Source organism: Nonomuraea sp. NPDC049269 (genome assembly GCF_043197155.1).
GTDB lineage: Bacteria > Actinomycetota > Actinomycetes > Streptosporangiales > Streptosporangiaceae > Nonomuraea.
In genome coordinates, this window is sequence record NZ_JBICSO010000006.1 from 62,696 (window position 1) to 80,624 (window position 17,929).

The following is a 17,929-nucleotide window of genomic DNA, read 5'->3' on the forward strand; positions in this document are numbered from 1 at the left end:
TCGCTTTATGCCTGCCGGGCGACGCAGCCCTCGATGTGGTCGTTGACCAGGCCGATGGCCTGCATGAGGGCGTAGGCGGTGGTCGGGCCGACGAACTTGAAGCCGCGCTTCTTGAGGTCCTTGGCCAGTGCCTTGGAGGCCGGGGTGATGGCCGGGACGTCGGCCATCGACCTGGGGACCGGTGACGCGTCGTCGGCGTACTGCCAGACCAGGTCGGACAGGCCGCCGGGGAGGTCGAGCGCGGCCTGCGCGTTGTTGATGGTCGCCTCCACCTTGGCGCGGTTGCGCACGATGCCGGGGTCGCCGAGGAGCCGGGTCACGTCCTCTTCGGTGTAGGCGGCGACCTTGGGGATGGAGAACTGGTCGAAGGCCGCGCGGAAGTTCTCCCGCTTGCGCAGGATCGTCAGCCACGACAGGCCCGACTGGAAGGCTTCCAGGGCGACCCGCTCGAAGACGCCGTCGTCGCCGCGGACCGGACGGCCCCATTCCTCGTCGTGGTACGTGATGTAGATCGGGTCCGCCATGCCCGTCCAGGTGCAGCGGATCACTTCCGTCACTTGCGCTCGTCCCCGTCCTCGCCCGGCGCGACCCGCACCGGCTCTGCCCCGTGCTCCCTGTCTTCCCCCGACAGGGCCCGCACGGGCTCACTCTCGTGCTTCTCCGCGTCCTCGCCGGCCGGGACCAGCACCGGCTCAGCGTCGCGCTCCCGCACGTCCCCGCTTTGCGGGACCGGCACTGGATCGGCGTCGCGTTCCCGCACGTTCTCACCTTGCGGGACCGGCACTGGCTCGGGGTCGCGTTCCTGCCTGTTCTCGGCCGGGCGGGCCTGAAGCGGCTCTGCCTCGCGCCCGTGCTCGCCGGCCGCGGCCGCGGCGTCGAACGCGGCCGTCGCATCGGGGTGAGCCTCCACTCGCACGTCTGCCCCGCCGAAATGGGAGCCGGGCTCGGCGTCAGGCTGGGCGCCGGGATGGGCGCGGACCTCGGCATGCGGCTGGGCGCCAGGTGGCGTGGCGTCGCCTTCCGGCGCTACCGCCGCGCCAGGCTCCGCCGCCGCGCTCGGCGCTACCGCCGCGCTCGGGTCCACCGCCGCGTCCTGCGGCCCGTCCACGTTCTCAGGTCCGTCCGCGTCCTGAGGCTCGTCCTCGTACGGCCAGGCGTGTCGGTCGCCCAGCCCGTGCGGCTCGGCGGCCGAGTCCCCCTTCTGGGAGAAGGCGAAGGGCGCGGCCGGCGGCTCGTGCTCGGTGCGTAGCTCGCCGCCCGGAGCCGCGTAGACCTCCTGGCGGGCGTACAACCGGCTCGACAGCAGCTCGGAGACCCGCTGTTCGAGCACCGCGATCCTGGTGTCACGCGCGCTGATCGCGGTCGCCGCCCTTCGCAGGGTCTCGTCGACGCTCTGCGTGTGATAGCCGACCAGGTTCACCGGCAGCTGCAGCGCCATGAAGTCGACCGCCGTGAGCTGCCCTGGCTCGGGCAGATCGAGAGGCGGGACGTCCGGCGGGAACTCGGTCAGCTCCCCGCCCCTTCCGAGGGAGACCAGGACCACGCAGGCCAGAATGGCGAGCGCGGCAATGGCGAGTACGACCAGCACATTGGCATCGTACTCATACGATCGAGGCACGAGTCTCGCACTTGCCGCGCCTGTTACCTCTTGGGACTCCCCACGGCGGGTCAGCCGGTGGACTCCCCGAGCTCCTCGACGCTGGGCCGCACATGCTTGGCCGTGGCCTCTAGGTGCGCGAACGCCTCTTCGACCGTGCTGGTCCAGGAGATGGCGTCGAAGACGTTGGCGCGCGTGAAGCCCGCCTCGTACATGTTCTCAATGAGCTGCCGCAGCGGCGTGTACAAACCCCATGGGTCGAGGATCACCAGGGGGCGGTCGTGGATGCCGAGCACGCGGGCCGTCCAGATCTCGAAGAGCTCCTCCAGCGTGCCGATGCCGCCGGGCAGCACGAGGAAGGCGTCGGAGCGCTCGTCCATGAGGGCCTTGCGCTCGCGCATGCCGGTGGTGACGATCAGCTCGTCCGAGTCGGTGTCGGCGACCTCGATGTCGACCAGGACCTGCGGGATCACGCCGATGGTCCGGCCGCCGGAGGCGCGGGTGGCCGTGGTGACGGCGCCCATGCACGAGACGGTGGCGCCTCCGCTCACCAGCGTGTGCCCACGCTGGGCGAGCTCGGCGCCGACCTCTGTGGCGAGCTCCAGGTATTTATCCTCAATTTTCAGACTTGAGGCGCAAAAGACGCAGATATTCACGCACTGGAGCTTATTGGGGCTCGGCGGACTGGACGGCGGCGGCCTCCTGCTCCTCCTGGAGCTGCTTGGATCGCGCAAGGTCCGCGTCGGCGATGATGCGTACGGCCTCTTCCACGTCGTCGGTCACGGTGATGAGGTCGAGATCCTGCTCGGCGATCTTGCCGCTGCCGAGCAGCGCGTTCTTGATCCAGTCGAGCATGCCGCCCCAGAACTCCGTGCCCATCAGCACGACGGGGAAGGACGTGACCTTCTGCGTCTGCACCAGGGTGAGCGCCTCGAACAGCTCGTCGAGCGTGCCGAACCCGCCGGGCAGCGCGATGAACCCGCACGAGTATTTGACGAACATCGTCTTGCGCACGAAGAAGTAGCGGAACTCGATGCCGAGGTCCACGTAGTCGTTCATCTTCTGCTCGAAGGGCAGCTCGATGCCGAGCCCCACCGACACGGCGCCGTCGACGTCGGCCGCGCCCCGGTTGGCCGCCTCCATGATCCCGGGGCCGCCGCCGGTGATCACCGCGTAGCCGGCGCGGGCCAGCGCCCGGCCGAGCTCGCGGCCCATGCCGTAGTCCGGAGAGTCTTCGCGAGTGCGTGCCGAGCCGAAGACGGTGACCGCCCGGGGCAGCTCGGCCAGCTGCCCGAACCCCTCCACGAACTCGGCCTGGATGCGCAGCACCCGCCACGGGTCCATGTGCACCCAGTCGGCGGGGCCCTGGCGGTCGAGCAGGCGTTGATCATGGGTGGTGCTGGGTGCGAGCCTGCCACGGATCACAGCCTGCCCCTGACGGCGTTCCGGACGTTTCTGTTTCATGCCGGTCACGCTAGCCCAACGCCCCCCGGCCCTGCGCACAACGAGAGCCGGTCACCGGCCAGACGGTCTTCGCGGCAAATGCCCTGGTAGATGGCCTGAAGAACCCGAGTAAAAAATCTTGTAAGAAGCAGGAACCAGATTTCGACCTGCCTGCGTCTAACTGCCGAGGGTGCTGCTCGGGACTGAAAGTGGCTTTCCCCGCCAAATGGCCGGCGAGGAAAGCCACTTTCACTTTGTCAGCCAGTCCAGCAGGGCCCGCTCGCTCTCCACGATCTTCGTGAGCGACACGTACTCTCCCTGCTGATGCGCCAGGTTCGGGTCACCGGGACCGTAGTTCACGGCCGGAACCCCCAGTGTGGAGAAGCGCGCGACATCCGTCCAGCCCAGCTTCGCCCGCGGCGTGCCGCCGACCGCGGCGGTGAAGGCCGCCGCCACCGGATGGGTGAGGCCGGGCCGCGCGGCCGGGGCGCCGTCGGTGAACTCGACCTCGAACCCGTCGAACACCTCGCGTACGTGCTCCTGTGCCTCGTCGATCGACAGGTCGGGCGCGAACCGGTAGTTGACCGTGACCACGCACTCGTCCGGGATGACGTTCCCGGCCACGCCGCCGCGCACGCCGACCGCGTTGAGCCCCTCGTGGTAGGCGAGGCCGTCGACCACCGGCTGCCGGGCCTCGTAGGCGTTGAGCCTGGCCAGGACCGGCTCGATGCCGTGGATCGCGTTGACCCCGAACCACGACCTGGCACTGTGCGCGCGCTTGCCGGCCACCGTGATCTCGGCCCGCAGGGTGCCCTGGCAGCCGCCCTCGATCACGCCGTCGGTGGGCTCCATGAGCACCGCGAAGTCGGCCGCCAGCCAGTCGGGGTGCTCGCGCGCCACCCTGGTCAGCCCGTTGCGCTCGGCCTCGATCTCCTCGCAGTCGTAGAAGACGTAGGTGACGTCGCGGTTCGGTGCGGGCACGGTCGCGGCCAACTTGAGCGCGACCGCCACCCCCGCCTTCATGTCGGTGGTGCCGCAGCCGAAGAGCAGGTCGCCTTCGACGCGGCTGGGCAGGTTGGCGGCGACCGGCACCGTGTCGAGGTGCCCGGCGATCAGCACCCGCTCGCCGCGCCCCAGCTCCGTACGCGCGACGAGCGTCTCGCCGGATCTGTCGACCTTGAGGTGCGGCAACGCCCCCAGCGCCTGCTCCACCAGGTCGGCCAGCGCCCGCTCGTTGCCGCTCACCGACTCGATGTCCACGATGGCGGCGGTCAGCGTCCGCACGTCCTGCGTCAGGTCCAGCATCAGGTGTTCACTCCGTGTTCGCGCAGCACCTCGTTGAGCGCTGCCTTGTCATGGCGCTGCCCCGGCTCCAGGCGCTTGATCACCAGCACGCAGGGCAGCCCGAACGTGCCGCCGGGGAACTCCTTCTGGCGGGTGCCGCCGACGGCGACGCACCAGTCGGGGATCCGGCCACGGGCCAGCTCCTCGCCGGTCCGTACGTCGATCACCGGGATGGAGGCCGACAGGATCGTGCCCGCCCCGACGACGGCGCCACGCCCCACCCGGGCGCCTTCTACGAGCATCGCACGGCTGCCGATGAGCGCGTCGTCCTCCACCACCACCGGCACGGCGTTGGGCGGCTCAAGCACGCCGCCGATGCCCACGCCGCCCGACAGATGGACGTTCCTCCCGATCTGGGCGCAGGAGCCGACCGTGGCCCAGGTGTCGACCATCGTCCCCTCGTCGACGTACGCGCCGACGTTCGTGAACGACGGCATCAACACCACGCCGGGCGCCAGGTAGGAGCCCCAGCGCGCGATCGCTCCCGGAACCACCCGCACCCCGTCCAACGTGGTCTTGAGCGGATGCCGGTCATGGTGCTGGAAGTCGCCCACCTGCGATCTGGCCATGCCGAGCACCTGGAAGCTGAGCAGGATCGCCCGCTTGGCCCGCTCGTCCACGACCACCTCACCGTCCGACAACCGGGCGGCCCGCGCCTGTCCCCTGTCGAGCAGGTCGATCGCGCTCACCACCACGTTGCGCGCGTCGAGGTCGCGGGGGGACAACTCCCCGCGCCGCTCCCACAGCTCATCCACCGCGGAGTCGATCGGTGACAGACTGCTCACGTGCTTCATGGCCAGGGAGCTTATCTGGCCGGGTAGGTTTTTCAGCGTGCGCCTGCGCTTCTCTCGCGGAGTCATCACCATCGCGGTCATAGTTCTTCTCCTCGCGGTGGCAATCTCCGTAGGTCTCTACCAACTGTTGAAAAAGACGCAGCCGCTGGCCATCCCCGAGGCCTACTGCAGCGTCAAGACTCCCAAAGGAGAGCTGGCTCTCGACATCGAGCAGGCCCAGATATCAGCCACCATCGCGGCCGTCGCGGAGCGCCGCAAGCTGCCCGAACGAGCGGTGGTGATCGCCTACGCGACGGCATTGCAGGAATCGAAGCTGGCCAACCTCGCCTACGGCGACCGCGACTCCGTCGGCGTGTTCCAGCAGCGCGAGTCGCAGGGGTGGGGCAAGCGCAAGCAGCTCCTCGACCCCGTCTACGCGAGCAACAAGTTCTTCGCCGCGCTGGTCAAGGTGAAGCACTACCGGAAGATCCCGCTGGCGGACGCCGCTCAGGCCGTGCAGCGGTCGGCGGGCGGCTACGCCTACGCCCAGCACGAGGAGGACGCCAAGCTCCTCGCGTCGGCGTTCACCGGGCGGGTCCCGAAGTCCGTCCACTGCTGGTACCCGCCCCCCAAGGCGAGCACGCCCGCGCCGAAGGCCAAGACCGCCGAGGCGCGGCGCCAGCTCGCGCGGGCGCTCGGCGATCCGGCCATCTCGACGCCGAAGCGCGGCTGGCTGGTCGCCGCCTGGTCGGTCGCCTACGCGCAGAAGTACGGCCTGCAGCGCGTCGGGTTCAGCGGCGCCACCTGGACCAACGAGTGGCGGGTGGACGGCTGGCAGTCAGGCGGCAAAGCGTCCGACACCCAGGTGGACATCTCCTGAACGGGCGGGGCGGGTCTAAGGCGCGGCGCGGCTGACGATGCTGATCGAGCCGGGCGGCAGCGGCCTGGCATAGCTGGCCGTCCATCTGCTGCCCTGGACCCGCTCGAAGGAGAGCAGCCGCCCGTCGGAGGCGCGGTAGTCGGCGAAGTCGAGCAGCCCCCGCTCGGGGTAGCCGGTGTTGCCTTCCGACCGGAAGGCGGCCGTGCCCCGCTCCAGCGGGTGGAACTCGACGCCCTCCATGATCAGCATGCTCTTGGCGGGGATCATGCCCTCGGTGGGCACCTCGGTCCAGACGAGCACCTCCAGGTGCGACGGCTCGCCCTCGGCCGTGCCCTGAAGCACCTCCACCGACAACCACTGCAGGCGGCGGGAGCCGTCGCGCAGCCGGTATTCGGTCCACTGCATGCCCTGCCACGAGATGTACATGGCGCCGAGCACCCGCGCGGGCGATCCGTGCACCTCTATCCGGTCACCGACCTTGATGGTGCGGGGATCGGCGTAGTCGGATCCGGCGTACCCGGGCATGCTCACCGGTGCCGGCAGCGGGGCCTCGATGGACGCGACCTCGACCGGCGGCGCGGTCGTGCGGCCCTTCCGGTCCTGGCGCATGGTCGCCAGGAAGGCACCCAGCAGCAGGAGGACGGTGGCGACGCTCAGCCCGAGTACGACCACGGAGGTCATGCTCATCGATCAGCTCGCTCCACTCGCGGTCTGCCTCAGCAAACGCCGTTATCAACTTATGCGTGCCCTGCTTCGCGGGGGATCCTACTGGAGGCGGCGCACTGCCGCACTGATGCGTTCATCAGTGGCAGTCACGGCGATACGGATATACCGCCCACCAGCCGATCCGTAGAATTCCCCGGGGGCCACCAAAATACCGATTTCGGAGAGTTTACTGACCTGTTCCCACGAACTTGTCCCATCTGTCGCCCAGAAATACAGGCCCGCGGTCGAGTGCTCGATCCGCCAGCCCGACTTCTCCAGCACCGGCCGCAGCTCGGCGCGGCGTGCGGCATAGCGTTCACGCTGCTCGTCGGCGTGCGCGTCGTCGCCCAGCGCGGCCGTCATCGCGGCCTGTACGGGAGCCGGCATGAGCATCCCCGCGTGCTTGCGGATCTCCAGGAGCCGCTTGACCAGAGCCTGATCGCCGGTCACGAACCCGGCACGGTAACCGGCCAGGTTGGAGCGCTTGGACAGCGAGTGGACCGCGAGCAGCCCCTCGTGGGAGCCCCCGCAGACGTCGGGATGCAGGATGGAGACGGGTCGCTCCTCCCAGCCCAGTTCGATGTAGCACTCGTCGGAGGCGACGACCGTGCCGCGCTCGCGCGCCCAGGCCACCACCTTGCGCAGGTGCTCGACGGGCAGCACCCGGCCCGTGGGATTGCCCGGCGAGTTGACCCAGACGAGGTCCACCTGCTGGGGCCCCAGCGCGAACAGGCCGTCGGAGGCCGTCGCCGCCGCGCCGGCCAGCCGGGCGCCCACGTCATAGGTGGGATAGGCCAGCTCGGGGAAGACGACCGTCTTGGCGCCCAGGTAGGTGGGCAGCCAGGCGACGAACTCCTTCGAACCGATCAGCGGCAGCACGTCACGCGGATCGACGGTGACCTCGTGCCTGCGCCGCAGCCAGCCGGCGGCGGCCTCGCGCAGCGCCTTCGTCCCGTGGGTGAGCGGGTAGCCGGGGCTGTTGGCGGCCTCGACGAGCGCGCTCTGGACGAGCGACGGCACCGGGTCGACGGGCGTGCCGACCGAGAGATCGACGATGCCGTCGGGGTGTGCCATCGCACGCGCCTTGTACGGCTCCAGCCGGTCCCAGGGGAAGTCGGGCAGGTTGTTCACGGTTCTCCAGGTATCGGTTGGGCGCGCCGTACACCCGGCAGCGGGGCGCGCCAATAGAGCGCCCCGGCTGCGGGATGCGACCTAGTGTTCCTCGGCCTGGGGCGGCAGCGCGGCGATGAGGGGGTGATCCTTGTCGATCTTGCCCACCTTTGAGGCACCGCCTGGCGAGCCCAGATCCTCGAAGAAGTCGACGTTCGCCTTGTAGTAGTCCTTCCACTGCTCCGGAAGGTCGTCTTCATAGAAAATCGCTTCGACGGGGCACACTGGCTCGCACGCGCCGCAGTCCACGCACTCGTCGGGGTGGATGTAAAGCATGCGCTCGCCCTCGTAGATGCAATCAACGGGGCACTCCTCGATGCACGCCTTGTCCAGGACGTCCACGCAAGGCTGCGCGATGACGTAGGTCACCTCGAGCTCCTTCTTCTCCGCACCATGGCATGACTCTGACCGCGGTCTGCTAGCCCTAGTATTGCCGTGCTTGCCAACTGGCCGGAACGGAGGGTGGCAAACTCGTGTCGGCTCGCCTGGTAATCGCGATCACAACCGCGGACATCGGAGCCCGGATCACCACCCGCAGACGGGACCCGGAGGGCTTCCGGGACGCCGTCGGGATCCTCGAATCCTGGGACGGCGGCGTGCTGCGCGTCCGCAAGAGGGACGGCACCCTGGTGGAGATCGCCGAAGAGATGCTGGTGGCGGCCAAGGTCGTTCCGGCCGCGCCTCCTCGACCTGGACGGAAGTAACGGTAAGTATTCGTTCTGTGACCGTACGTACCTGCGCCGCCGCAGCCGTCCTTCTCGCCAGCGCCGGATGCGGCGCGTCGCCGCCGCCGGCCGCCAAGCCGCTTTCGCCGGTGAACGTCAAGGCGACCTCCATGAAACAGGGCTTCACGTCCCTGGACCGCCTCGTCGAGTCCGCCAAGGGGGAAGGCGCGCTCACCGTGATCGCGCTTCCCCGGGATTGGGTGAACTACGGCGAGATCATCGACACCTTCACCGACAAGTACGGCATCAAGGTCAACGAGCTCGAACCCGGTGCCAGCAGCCGGCGGGAGATCGACACGGCCGCCCAGCTCAAACCCGACGTGTTCGACCTCACCCTCGACGTGGCGGTGGCCCAGGCCGCCAAGTTCGCGCCGTACAAGGTGCAGGGCTGGCAGGATCTGCCCGATCACATCAAGGACCCCACCGGCGCCTGGTACGGCGCCTACGGCGGCTACATGTCGATCGGGTACGACCCGCGCAAGGTCCCCGCTCCCGCCTCGTTCGCCGATCTGGCCGCCAAGCCCGGCTACCTGGTCGCGCTCGACGGCGATCCGCTGCACTCGGCGGCGGCCTTCGGCGGCGTCATGGCCGCCTCGCTGGTGTCGGGCACGCCGCAGCCGCAGCGTGGCGTCGAGTTGTTCGCCAAACTCAAGCAGGCGGGCCGGCTCACCGATCCCGCCAAGGCCAACACGATCGTGGACTGGGATTACCTCAACGCCGCCCGCGGCGCCCGCGACGCGGAGGGATGGAAGGTGACGATCCCGCGCGACGCGCCGCTCGGCGACTACCACGTACAGGCGATCAGCAAGGACGCGCCGCATCCGGCGGCGGCTCGCCTCTGGGAGGAGTTCCTGCTCTCCGACGAGGGCCAGAACCTGCTGCAGAAGGGCTGGGCCCGCCCCGCCCGCGAGGAGGCGATGCTGATGCGGGGCACCCTCGACAAGGAGCAGGCTGCCAAGCTTCCCGTTGCGCCAGGATCGCCGGTATTGCTCACGATTCCGCAGACAGACGCAGCAAAGTCCTATCTGAAGAAGCGATGGACGCAAAGTGGGCTATGAGACCATTGTGACTTGATATGTCGCGGAGACATTCAGCCTCTAAAGTGAACAGACAGCACGGCCGCAGGGGGCCCGATGTCTGACGAATGAGAGCTGATCGTCTTGCGATACGACACACCGAGCTTGGAACGGTGGAGCAGTCGCGCCTACGACGGCAGTTTCGGCTACGTCTCGACGCAGGGCGCGCCTCTGGTGGACCTGCTCGATCCGCGGCCGGGAGAGCGCGTGCTCGATCTCGGCTGCGGCACCGGAGTGCTGACCGCCCAGATCGCCTCGCGGGGTGCCGACGTCCTCGGGATCGACGGTTCACCCGCGATGATCGAAAAAGCCCTCGCCGAGCATCCGGGCGTCGACTTCATCGTGGGCGACGGGCACGACTTCAGCGTGGCGCTGGCCTATGACGCCGTCTTCTCCAACGCCGCGCTGCACTGGATGAGCCGCGACCCCGTCTCCGTCATCGCCAACGTGCACGAGGCGCTCACGCCCGGTGGCCGGTTCGTGGCCGAGATGGGCGGCGCGGGCAACTGCGCGGAACTCACCGCGGCCATGCTGACCGCCTGGCGGGAGTACGGCCTGCGCGAGCCCGAATTGCCGTGGTACTTCCCCACCCCGGCCGAATACGCCCGGCGACTGGAGCAGGAGGGCTTCGTGGTCCGGCTGCTCGAATACTTCGACCGGCCGACCCCCCTCGCCGAATGCCCGCAGGGGGCCGCCGACTGGGTACGCATGTTCGCTTCCTCGGTGGTCGAAGGGTTGCCGCGGGACATCGTCGAGCCGCTGCTCCAGCGGGTCAACGAACTCGCCGCGCCCGCTCTGCGCAGGGAGACCGGCTGGATGGCCGACTATGTCCGTCTACGCTTTGCCGCTGTCCGGCGCTGATCCGTAGGGGATGATGCGTAGGGGAGTTTTGCCGGACTATGGTCTGTTCCGTGGGGGGCGGAGAGCGTAAGGCTGCACCGCTGACGAAGTTGAGGAGCCTTGCGACGACACGGCGGCGTGAGGGGCTGGTGAACGGAACGGGATGAATTTCTGCCTGAGCGACCTCGTACCACCGTTGAGGTGGAGCGACGCGTCCACGATCACGCTGCTCACCGGGCAGCCGGAGCTTCCGGACGCCTGGTGGCGCAGCCTGCCCATGCCGCGGGTGCTCGCGGCCATCGGCCCCGAGTCGCTCGGGGAGCTGCTCACGGAGATCGCGCTTGAGCACTGGCCGGCCGCCGCCGTGGGCGATGTGCTGCCGGCGCTGCACGTACTGGACCCGGACGAGGCCGACGAGCCGCAGGTGGCGATCGCGCTCGACCGCGCCGGGTCGTGGACGGGGCTGCTCGCGCTGACCGGCCGGGAGCTGGTGGACCAGCCGTTCATCCAGGCGCGTCCGGTGCTCAACACGCTGTTCTCCGCGGTCCTGGTACGGCTCGCGCCCCAGCTCCACCAACGCCCGGCCCCGTTCGCCGAGCAGCCCCTGTTCGCCGCGGAGGCTCCGTTCGCCGTGGCGGCGCCGGTCGCTGAGCAGGCCCCGGTTGCCGAGCAGGTCCCGCCGGTGGAGGTGTCGGCGGGTGGGGAGGCTCCGCCCGCCGAGGAAGTGCCGGAGCCCGCGGAGGAGGTTCCCGAGGAGGCTGCGGCGGCCGAACAAGCGGCCGAGGAGCCGGTGCTGGACGCCGACGCCGAGCCGGTCGTCGAGGAGGTCGCCGAGCCGGAGCCGGAGCCCGAGCCCGTCCTGGACGCCGCCGACGAGCCCGCGCCGGAGCCCGCCGCCGAAGAGGCCGCCGCTCTCGAAGCCGAGGGCGCGGAGCCGGAAGCGGTGCCCGAACCGGAGGCCGTCGAAGCCGTACCGGAGCCCGAACCTGAGCCTGCCGCCGAAGAGGCGAAGCCCAGATACGACACACCGGCGGACTTCGAGGCAGCCGAATCCGAAGACCAGGAGTCCGAGGCCGAGCCGGAGCAGCAGCAGCCAGATGAGCGTGGCGGTCATGAGCTGCCCGAGCTCATCGAGGCCGCGTTCGCCGGTCTGGACGACAAGAGCTGGGCTGTCGCCCAGAACCGGGTCTTCACCGACCAGCCGTCCGCCGTGGACCAGCTCGCCAAGCTGTTCGCCGTGCCCGCCGCCGAGATCTCCGCCACCGAGACCGAGTTCCGGGCCCGCCTCGGCCAATGGCTGGCCAGCGAGGAGGCCGCCCCGTACCGGGCGCATCTCGACGAACTACGCCGGACGATAGGCCCGGCCGCCCCCAAGGAGCGGCTGATCGGCGCGGCCGACTGGCACGCCCTGGAGATCCGCGCGCTGGAGGTCCCCGCCTGGCAGTTCGTGCTGGCCACGCTGCCGTCGGAGGCACCGGCCGCGGCGCAGCCCGCTCCGGAGCCGGTCGCTCCGGCCGTCGAGCGGCCCGCGTCCGCGTTCGCCCAAGTGCCGCCGATACCGTCGCCGCCGCCCGGAACGCCGCAGTTCCAGGCGTTCGCCCCGGCCGTCGAGGTCAAGGCGGGCGAGGGTAACGGGGCCTCGGGCGAGCAGCCCAAGCCGTACCAGCCGCTGAAGGACGTCTCGCAGACCAGGCGCTGCTTCCGCCAGCCGGACGGCCGGTGGTGGCTGCGGATCGACGTGACGGCCGAGCAGCTCACCGGAGGTGAGTGCGCGCTGCCCACGGGGTTCGCCACGTACCTGGGTCTGTCGCCCGGGGAGAGCAGAACCGTGCGGAGCGCGGCCGGCGAGCTGACCATGACCTGGCACGGCCGGCCGGTGCTCGAATCCGTCGAACGGCTGCTGGCGGACGTCGGCGCCAAGGAGGGCGGGCACCTGTTCCTCACGCTGTCGGACGAGGGCGTGTTGCGGGCCAGGCACCTGCCGGTAGCCGCGCAGGGGGCCGAGAAGATCACCAAGGCGCTCCGCCTGGTCGGCTACACCGCCCCCGGCGGGACCCGCGACCAGGCCGCCAGGGTGATCGCCACCAGGATCGGGATGACCGGACCCGTCGGACTGCCCGACCTGCTCACCAGGCTCCGCGAACGCGGGGACCGCGATCTGCTGCAACTCCTGGACTGAGCCGTGCCGCGGCTCGCGATCGCCCCTGACTTCCCCAGGGACCTCAGCGCACTGGCACAGCCGGTGCGCAGGGACGCCGTGGTCGCGCTCCGCCGCCTGCTGCTGAACGTCTCCGGCGCGCCGCACCCCGAGCGGGTCAGGGGCGCCAGGGACGCCCGCGTCGCGACGCTCCGCCTCACTCCGGGCCACCGGGGCGTGGTGGTGCGTCAGCGGGACGTGTACTGGCTGCGTACCGTGCTCCCGAATCCCGAGGCGTGGTCGTACGCGCAGCGGTACAGGTACGGCATCAATCCGGTGATCGGCGTCATCGAGGAGTGGGACGCCGAGGCCCTCGAACGGGTCGAGCCCGCGTTACGCCGATCGGCGGGCACCACGGGGCTGTTCGACCCGGTGTGCGATGGTGATCTGCTCGCGCTGGGCATCGACGTGCGCGCCCTGCCGCTGGTGCGGCTCATCACCAACGAGGCCGACGTGGAGGCGCTCGAACCGCTGCTCCCCCCGACCCAGCACATGCCGCTCGCGGTGCTGGCCCGGGGCGGCTCGCTGTCCGAGGCCTGGCGGGAGCTGGACGCGTGCCGCGCCTCTGATGAGGCCATCGACCGGATCGACGTGGACGACCTCCACGCGGCGCTGCGGCGCAGCCCGGACCGGGCGGTGTTCGCCACCGACAAGGTGGAGCTGGAACGGGTGCTCGCGGCGCCGGAATGGTGCGCGTTCCCGCGTCCTGAACAGCACCGGCTGGCCCACGCCACCCGCTACGAGCACCCGGTGCTGCTGATCGGCGGGGCGGGCACCGGCAAGACGATCATCGCGCTGCACCGGGCGGCTCATCTGGCCGCGCACGGGAGCGGCCCGGTGCTGCTGGTGACGTACTCACAGGGGCTGGGCGAGGACCTGTCCGCCCGGCTCGACCAGCTGATCGACGACGGCGTGACGCGCAAGCGGGTCGACGTGGACAACGCCGAGCGGCTGGCCATGCGCATCGTGGCCAGCGCGGAGGGCCAGCGCCCCGCGCTGATGGGCCCCGGCGCGCGCACCCTGGCCGAGCTGACCGACGAGGCGCTCCGGCTGCTGTCGAGGAGCACGGGCGACCTGCTCGACGACATCGAGCCGGGGCGCAAGCCGTACCGGCACGTCGTGGTGGACGAGGCGCAGGACATCAGCCCGGCGCAGTGGCGGTTGCTGCGCGCGGTGGCGCCCAGGGCGCATGACGACATGTTCATCGTCGGCGACCCGCACCAGCGGATCACCGACACGCGCGTGACGCTCAGCTCGGTGGGCATCCCGGCCCTGCAGCACACGCTCAAGGTGTCCTACCGGCTGCCGCAGGAGGTGCTGTCCTTCGCGGTCCGGCTGCGCGGCGGCGGGCCCGCCGACGGGCTGGTCAAGGGCATGTCCCCGCTGTACGGGTTCCGCGCGCTGCACAACGGCGATCGGCCGGTCGTCAGGATGTACGACTCGCCGGAGGCGGAGCTGGCCGGGCTGGTGGCCACGATCGCCGCCTGGCTGGACGACGGTGTCCCGGCCGGCGAGATCGCCGTCGGCGCGCGTACCACGAAACTGGTCCGTGAGGCACGAAAAGCTCTCGGGCGGGCAGATGTACGGGTGGCGGCATTCCAGAATCTGAAAGGGCTGGAGTTCGAGCGGGTCGCGCTCATCGGCGTGGCGGAGGGCGTGGTGCCCGAACCGCCGCCCGACGATCCGAGCGCTCGGGCGAGAGCTCTGCAGCGGGAGCGGAGCATGCTGTTCGTGGCTTGCACACGGGCCCGATCCATGCTCTATATCTCCCATTCCGGAAGAGGTAGCCCCTTTCTGTCGCTCTGATCACATAGTCTGAACTGCGGATATCTTCCCTTTGCCGGTTGGACCCCAATGAACCTCAGCCTGAGCGACCTAGCGCCACCGCTGCGCTGGACTTCTCCTGTGCAGATCGCGCCGATCTTGGAGGAATCCCAGCTGCCCGAGGCGTGGTGGCAGGCGATCCCACTTGACCGCGCATGCGCCGTGATCACCACACAGACCGTGGCGGGCCATCTCGCCGATCTCGCCGTGACCTGCTGGGGTCACCTGCTGGTCGGCGACATCCTGCCGCTGCTGCGCTTCTCCGACCCGGCCGAGGCCGAGCGGACTCCGGAGATGCTCGGCAAGGACGTGGTGCAGAAGCTGTTCGGCGGGGTGTTCGAGCGGTTGCTCGAACCTCCGTCCGAGACGCTCCCCGCGCCCGCCGCGCGGCCGGACAAGCCGCTGCCCGAATTGATCGACGGCCTGTTCGCGGCGCTGGACGAGCGGCAGCGGGCGATCGCCCGCGACCGGCTCTACGCCTCGCAGCGGGCCACACTCGACGAGCTGGCGCAGCGCTTCTCGGTGACGCGGGAGCGGATCAGGCAGATCGAGCGCGATCTGCGCGACCATGTGGAAGCCTGGCTGGGCGGTCCGGAGGCGGTCGCGCTCGTCGCGCACGTCACCTGGCTGCGCGGCCGGTTGGGCTCGGCCGTACCCGCCGACGATCTGGCCGCGGCGGCGCCGTGGCACCGCGGCGAGCTGCGCACGCTGGGCATCCCCGCCTGGCGCTTCGTGCGCACGCTGCTGACCGGGTACGAGCAGGCCGACGGGTGGTTGATCGCGGGCGGCGCGGACGAGCTGAGGGAGAAGACGCGCCAGCTGTTCACCGACGGGCCACGGCCGCTCGCCGAGGCCGTCGGCATGGTCACGCAGCTCGGCATCCGCGAGGACGTGGCCGAGCGGTGGATCCTGGCCGTGCCGCAGTTGCGGGTGCTGGACCAGCACGTGGTGCCGTGGCCGCGCAGCATCAACGAGAAGGCGGAGGCGGTCCTGGCGGTGGCCGAGCGGCCGTTGACGCCGGAGGAGATCCAGGAGCGCATCGGCGAGGACTACAGCCTGGTCGGCATCCGCAACCAGCTCACCGCCGACGAGCGGTTCCGCCGCGTGGACCGGAACAAGTACGGGCTGACCAGATGGGGCGGCGACGAGTACCTGGGGATCAGGGAGATGATCGCCAGGGAGATCGAACGGGCCGGCGGCGAGGCGTCGGTCAGCACGATCGTCACGAGCCTCACCTCCCGCTACGACGTCAGCGAGAGCTCGGTGCGCGCCTACTCGGGCGGTCCCGGGTTCGAGCGGACGCAGCGGGGCTGGATCCGGGTGGCCGGCACCTCGCCGACCGGGGAGGCCGAGCCGTACCAGCCGCGCAAGGACGTGTCGGAGACCCGGCGCAGCTTCCGCAGCCGCGACGGCCGGTGGTGGCACCGCGTCGACGTCAACGCCGAGCACCTGCGCGGGTCGGGGTCGCCGCTGCCGACGGGCTTCGCGGCGTACCTGGGGATGGCGCCCGGCGGGCAGCTCACGGCCTCGACACCGTCCGGAGACGTGGTGGTCAGCTGGCACAACCAGCCGACGATGGGGTCGATCAGGAACGTGCTGGCGGACTTCAAAGCCGGAGAGGGCGACCACGTCTTCCTCACCGTGTCCGACGGGGGCGAGCTGCTGACCCGCTACCTGCCCGCGGCCGCGCCGGGGATGCCGCCGCTGAACCGCGCGCTCTACCTGATCGGTTACACCGCTCCGGTCACCTCGGAGATCGAGGGGCTGCGGCTGATCGGGGCGCGCATCGGGCTGCCGGACACGGCGATCCGCGAAGAGGTCCTGGCGCGGCTGCGGGAGCGCGGCGACCGGGACATCATCGGCTTCCTGGGCGGCTGACCGTTTCCTGAGCGCTTGGCGCTTTCGGGCTTCCCGGAGTCCGGGGGCTAGGCTCGGGGGATGTTGCGGATCTACGACACGCGCGCCAGGCAGGTCGAGGAGATCGCCCCCGCCCGCGCGATGCGCATGTACTCCTGCGGGCCGACGGTCTATCGTCACGCGCACGTCGGTAACCTGCGCTCACAACTCCTGTCCGACCTGATCCGGCGGGTGCTGGAGCGGCAGCGGGTCCGCATGGTGGTCTGCCAGAACATCACCGACGTGGGCCACCTGGCCGACGACACGGAGACAGGCGGGTCCGGCGAGTCCGGCGAGTCCGGCGAGGACAAGGTGCTCGTGCGGGCGCGGGCCGAGGGACGTTCGGCGCGAGACCTGGCCCGCTATTACGAGGACTCCTTCAAGCGGGACACCGCCGCCCTGAACCTGCGCCCGCCGGAGCACATGCCCCGCGCGAGCGAGTCGATCGACCTGATGATCGAGCTGATCGCCAAGCTGACCGAGCGGGGACACGCGTACGCGCTGCCGGACGGGTCGGTCTACTTCGACGCCACGTCCTTCCCAACTTACGGTGAAATTTCCGGCAACCGGCTCGATGCCCTCCGACCCGACACCACCGACCCCCGCAAGCGCTTCCACGCCGACTGGGCCCTCTGGAAGCCCTCCGACGGCGAACTGTCCTGGGACGCCCCCTGGGGCCGCGGCTTCCCCGGCTGGCACATCGAGTGCTCGGCCATGTCGCTGCGCTACCTCGGCGACCGCATCGACCTCCACACCGCCGGCATCGACCTGCGTTTCCCCCACCATGAGGACGAACGAGCCCAGTCCAACTCGGCGGCCGGCCACGAGGTGGTGCGTCACTGGGTGCATGGGGAGCACCTGCTGTTCGACGGGCGGAAGATGGCCAAGTCCACCGGGAACGTGGTCCTGCTCTCGGACGTGACCGAGGCGGGCCTCGATCCGCTGGCCGTACGGCTGGCGTTCCTGGAGCACCGCTACCGGCAGCAGCTCAACCTCACCTGGGACACCCTGCGCGCCGCCGACAGGACCGTACGGCGGTGGCGGGCCCGGGTGGCGGAGTGGTCGGAGTCGCCCAGCGCGCCGATGGCGGCCGAGCACGTACGGCGGGTGGAGTCGGCCTTCGACGACGACCTCGACACGCCGGCCGCGCTACGGGTGCTGCGCGAGCTGGAGCGGGACGAGTCGGTGGCGCCGGGGGCGAAGTTCGAGTCGTTCCTGCATCTGGATCAGGTGCTGGGGCTGGACCTGGCCATCGAGATCGGGCGGCCTCGGGGGACGGTGCTGCCGCCGGGGGCGGCGGAGTTGCTGTCCGAACGGGAGCGGGCTCGGGAGGCCGGGGACTGGGCGGCGTCGGATCGACTGCGCGATTCGCTCGCCATCATGGGGGTCCGGGTGTCCGACTCGCCTTCCGGGCAGGTGTGGGATTGACTTGCTCTCCGCCCTTAAGGACGGAGGTTCC

At 70.2% G+C, this 17,929-nt stretch carries 17 protein-coding genes; 8 read left to right on the plus strand and 9 right to left on the minus strand.

All coding sequences use genetic code 11. The features are described from left to right. Window positions 1-5: 5 nt before the first annotated feature. The 6 genes from ACGFNP_RS32170 to ACGFNP_RS32195 form a co-directional block, all read right to left on the minus strand. Window positions 6-557, minus strand: coding sequence for a DNA-3-methyladenine glycosylase I (locus ACGFNP_RS32170; protein WP_358328694.1), 552 nt, complete (start codon window positions 555-557; stop codon window positions 6-8). After that, on the minus strand, window positions 554-1,588 hold the full coding sequence (locus ACGFNP_RS32175; protein ID WP_393325173.1) for a hypothetical protein: 1,035 nt from the start codon (window positions 1,586-1,588) through the stop codon (window positions 554-556). Before ACGFNP_RS32175 ends, ACGFNP_RS32170 begins: the two co-directional genes overlap by 4 nt. A gap of 80 nt (window positions 1,589-1,668) precedes the next feature. Next, window positions 1,669-2,253, minus strand: a complete 585-nt coding sequence (locus ACGFNP_RS32180) for a TIGR00730 family Rossman fold protein (protein WP_393325175.1) — start codon at window positions 2,251-2,253, stop codon at window positions 1,669-1,671. 10 nt (window positions 2,254-2,263) lie between these two features. Next, entirely contained in the window at window positions 2,264-3,061 is a 798-nt protein-coding gene (locus ACGFNP_RS32185) for a TIGR00730 family Rossman fold protein (RefSeq protein WP_358328685.1), read from the minus strand. A gap of 228 nt (window positions 3,062-3,289) precedes the next feature. Continuing rightward, window positions 3,290-4,345, minus strand: coding sequence for a succinyl-diaminopimelate desuccinylase (dapE, locus tag ACGFNP_RS32190; RefSeq protein ID WP_358328683.1), 1,056 nt, complete (start codon window positions 4,343-4,345; stop codon window positions 3,290-3,292). Continuing rightward, a complete protein-coding gene (locus tag ACGFNP_RS32195; RefSeq protein WP_358328680.1) occupies window positions 4,345-5,178 on the minus strand; it encodes a 2,3,4,5-tetrahydropyridine-2,6-dicarboxylate N-succinyltransferase in 834 nt (277 codons plus the stop codon). The genes dapE and ACGFNP_RS32195 overlap by 1 nt, the downstream gene beginning before the upstream one ends. A gap of 97 nt (window positions 5,179-5,275) precedes the next feature. On the opposite strand from ACGFNP_RS32195, the gene ACGFNP_RS32200 reads away from it, so the two are divergent. Continuing rightward, window positions 5,276-6,037: a hypothetical protein gene (locus ACGFNP_RS32200; protein ID WP_358328677.1), complete on the plus strand. Its 762-nt coding sequence runs from the start codon at window positions 5,276-5,278 to the stop codon at window positions 6,035-6,037. 15 nt (window positions 6,038-6,052) lie between these two features. Here ACGFNP_RS32200 and ACGFNP_RS32205 read toward each other — a convergent pair whose 3' ends face one another. The 3 genes from ACGFNP_RS32205 to fdxA all read right to left on the minus strand — a co-directional run bounded on the left by ACGFNP_RS32205 (window position 6,053) and on the right by fdxA (window position 8,281). Further along, window positions 6,053-6,724 carry a DUF4178 domain-containing protein gene (locus ACGFNP_RS32205; protein ID WP_358328674.1) on the minus strand — a complete coding sequence of 224 codons (672 nt, stop codon included), beginning with the start codon at window positions 6,722-6,724 and terminating at the stop codon, window positions 6,053-6,055. A gap of 78 nt (window positions 6,725-6,802) precedes the next feature. After that, window positions 6,803-7,873, minus strand: coding sequence for a succinyldiaminopimelate transaminase (gene dapC, locus ACGFNP_RS32210; protein WP_358328671.1), 1,071 nt, complete (start codon window positions 7,871-7,873; stop codon window positions 6,803-6,805). An 81-nt stretch (window positions 7,874-7,954) separates the two neighbouring features. Then, window positions 7,955-8,281, minus strand: coding sequence for a ferredoxin (fdxA, locus tag ACGFNP_RS32215; RefSeq protein ID WP_214639743.1), 327 nt, complete (start codon window positions 8,279-8,281; stop codon window positions 7,955-7,957). Between the two features lie 104 nt (window positions 8,282-8,385). Here fdxA and ACGFNP_RS32220 point away from each other — a divergent pair, with 104 nt between their 5' ends. The 7 genes from ACGFNP_RS32220 (at window position 8,386) to cysS (ending at window position 17,898) form a co-directional block, all read left to right on the plus strand. Then, window positions 8,386-8,616 (plus strand): hypothetical protein, encoded by a 231-nt coding sequence (locus tag ACGFNP_RS32220; RefSeq protein WP_358328668.1) that lies wholly within the window; start codon window positions 8,386-8,388, stop codon window positions 8,614-8,616. A 17-nt stretch (window positions 8,617-8,633) separates the two neighbouring features. Next, the gene (locus tag ACGFNP_RS32225; protein WP_358328666.1) at window positions 8,634-9,695 is read left to right on the plus strand and encodes an ABC transporter substrate-binding protein; all 1,062 of its coding nucleotides are present in this window, start codon (window positions 8,634-8,636) and stop codon (window positions 9,693-9,695) included. Window positions 9,696-9,797: 102 nt separating this feature from the next. Further along, window positions 9,798-10,574: a class I SAM-dependent methyltransferase gene (locus tag ACGFNP_RS32230; protein WP_358328663.1), complete on the plus strand. Its 777-nt coding sequence runs from the start codon at window positions 9,798-9,800 to the stop codon at window positions 10,572-10,574. 142 nt (window positions 10,575-10,716) lie between these two features. Further along, window positions 10,717-12,732 carry a hypothetical protein gene (locus ACGFNP_RS32235; protein WP_393325180.1) on the plus strand — a complete coding sequence of 672 codons (2,016 nt, stop codon included), beginning with the start codon at window positions 10,717-10,719 and terminating at the stop codon, window positions 12,730-12,732. 3 nt (window positions 12,733-12,735) lie between these two features. Next, the gene (locus ACGFNP_RS32240; protein ID WP_393325182.1) at window positions 12,736-14,556 is read left to right on the plus strand and encodes a UvrD-helicase domain-containing protein; all 1,821 of its coding nucleotides are present in this window, start codon (window positions 12,736-12,738) and stop codon (window positions 14,554-14,556) included. A 99-nt stretch (window positions 14,557-14,655) separates the two neighbouring features. Then, entirely contained in the window at window positions 14,656-16,452 is a 1,797-nt protein-coding gene (locus ACGFNP_RS32245; RefSeq protein ID WP_393325184.1) for a sigma factor-like helix-turn-helix DNA-binding protein, read from the plus strand. 60 nt (window positions 16,453-16,512) lie between these two features. Then, a complete protein-coding gene (gene cysS / locus ACGFNP_RS32250) occupies window positions 16,513-17,898 on the plus strand; it encodes a cysteine--tRNA ligase (RefSeq protein ID WP_393325186.1) in 1,386 nt (461 codons plus the stop codon). Window positions 17,899-17,929: the final 31 nt, after the last annotated feature.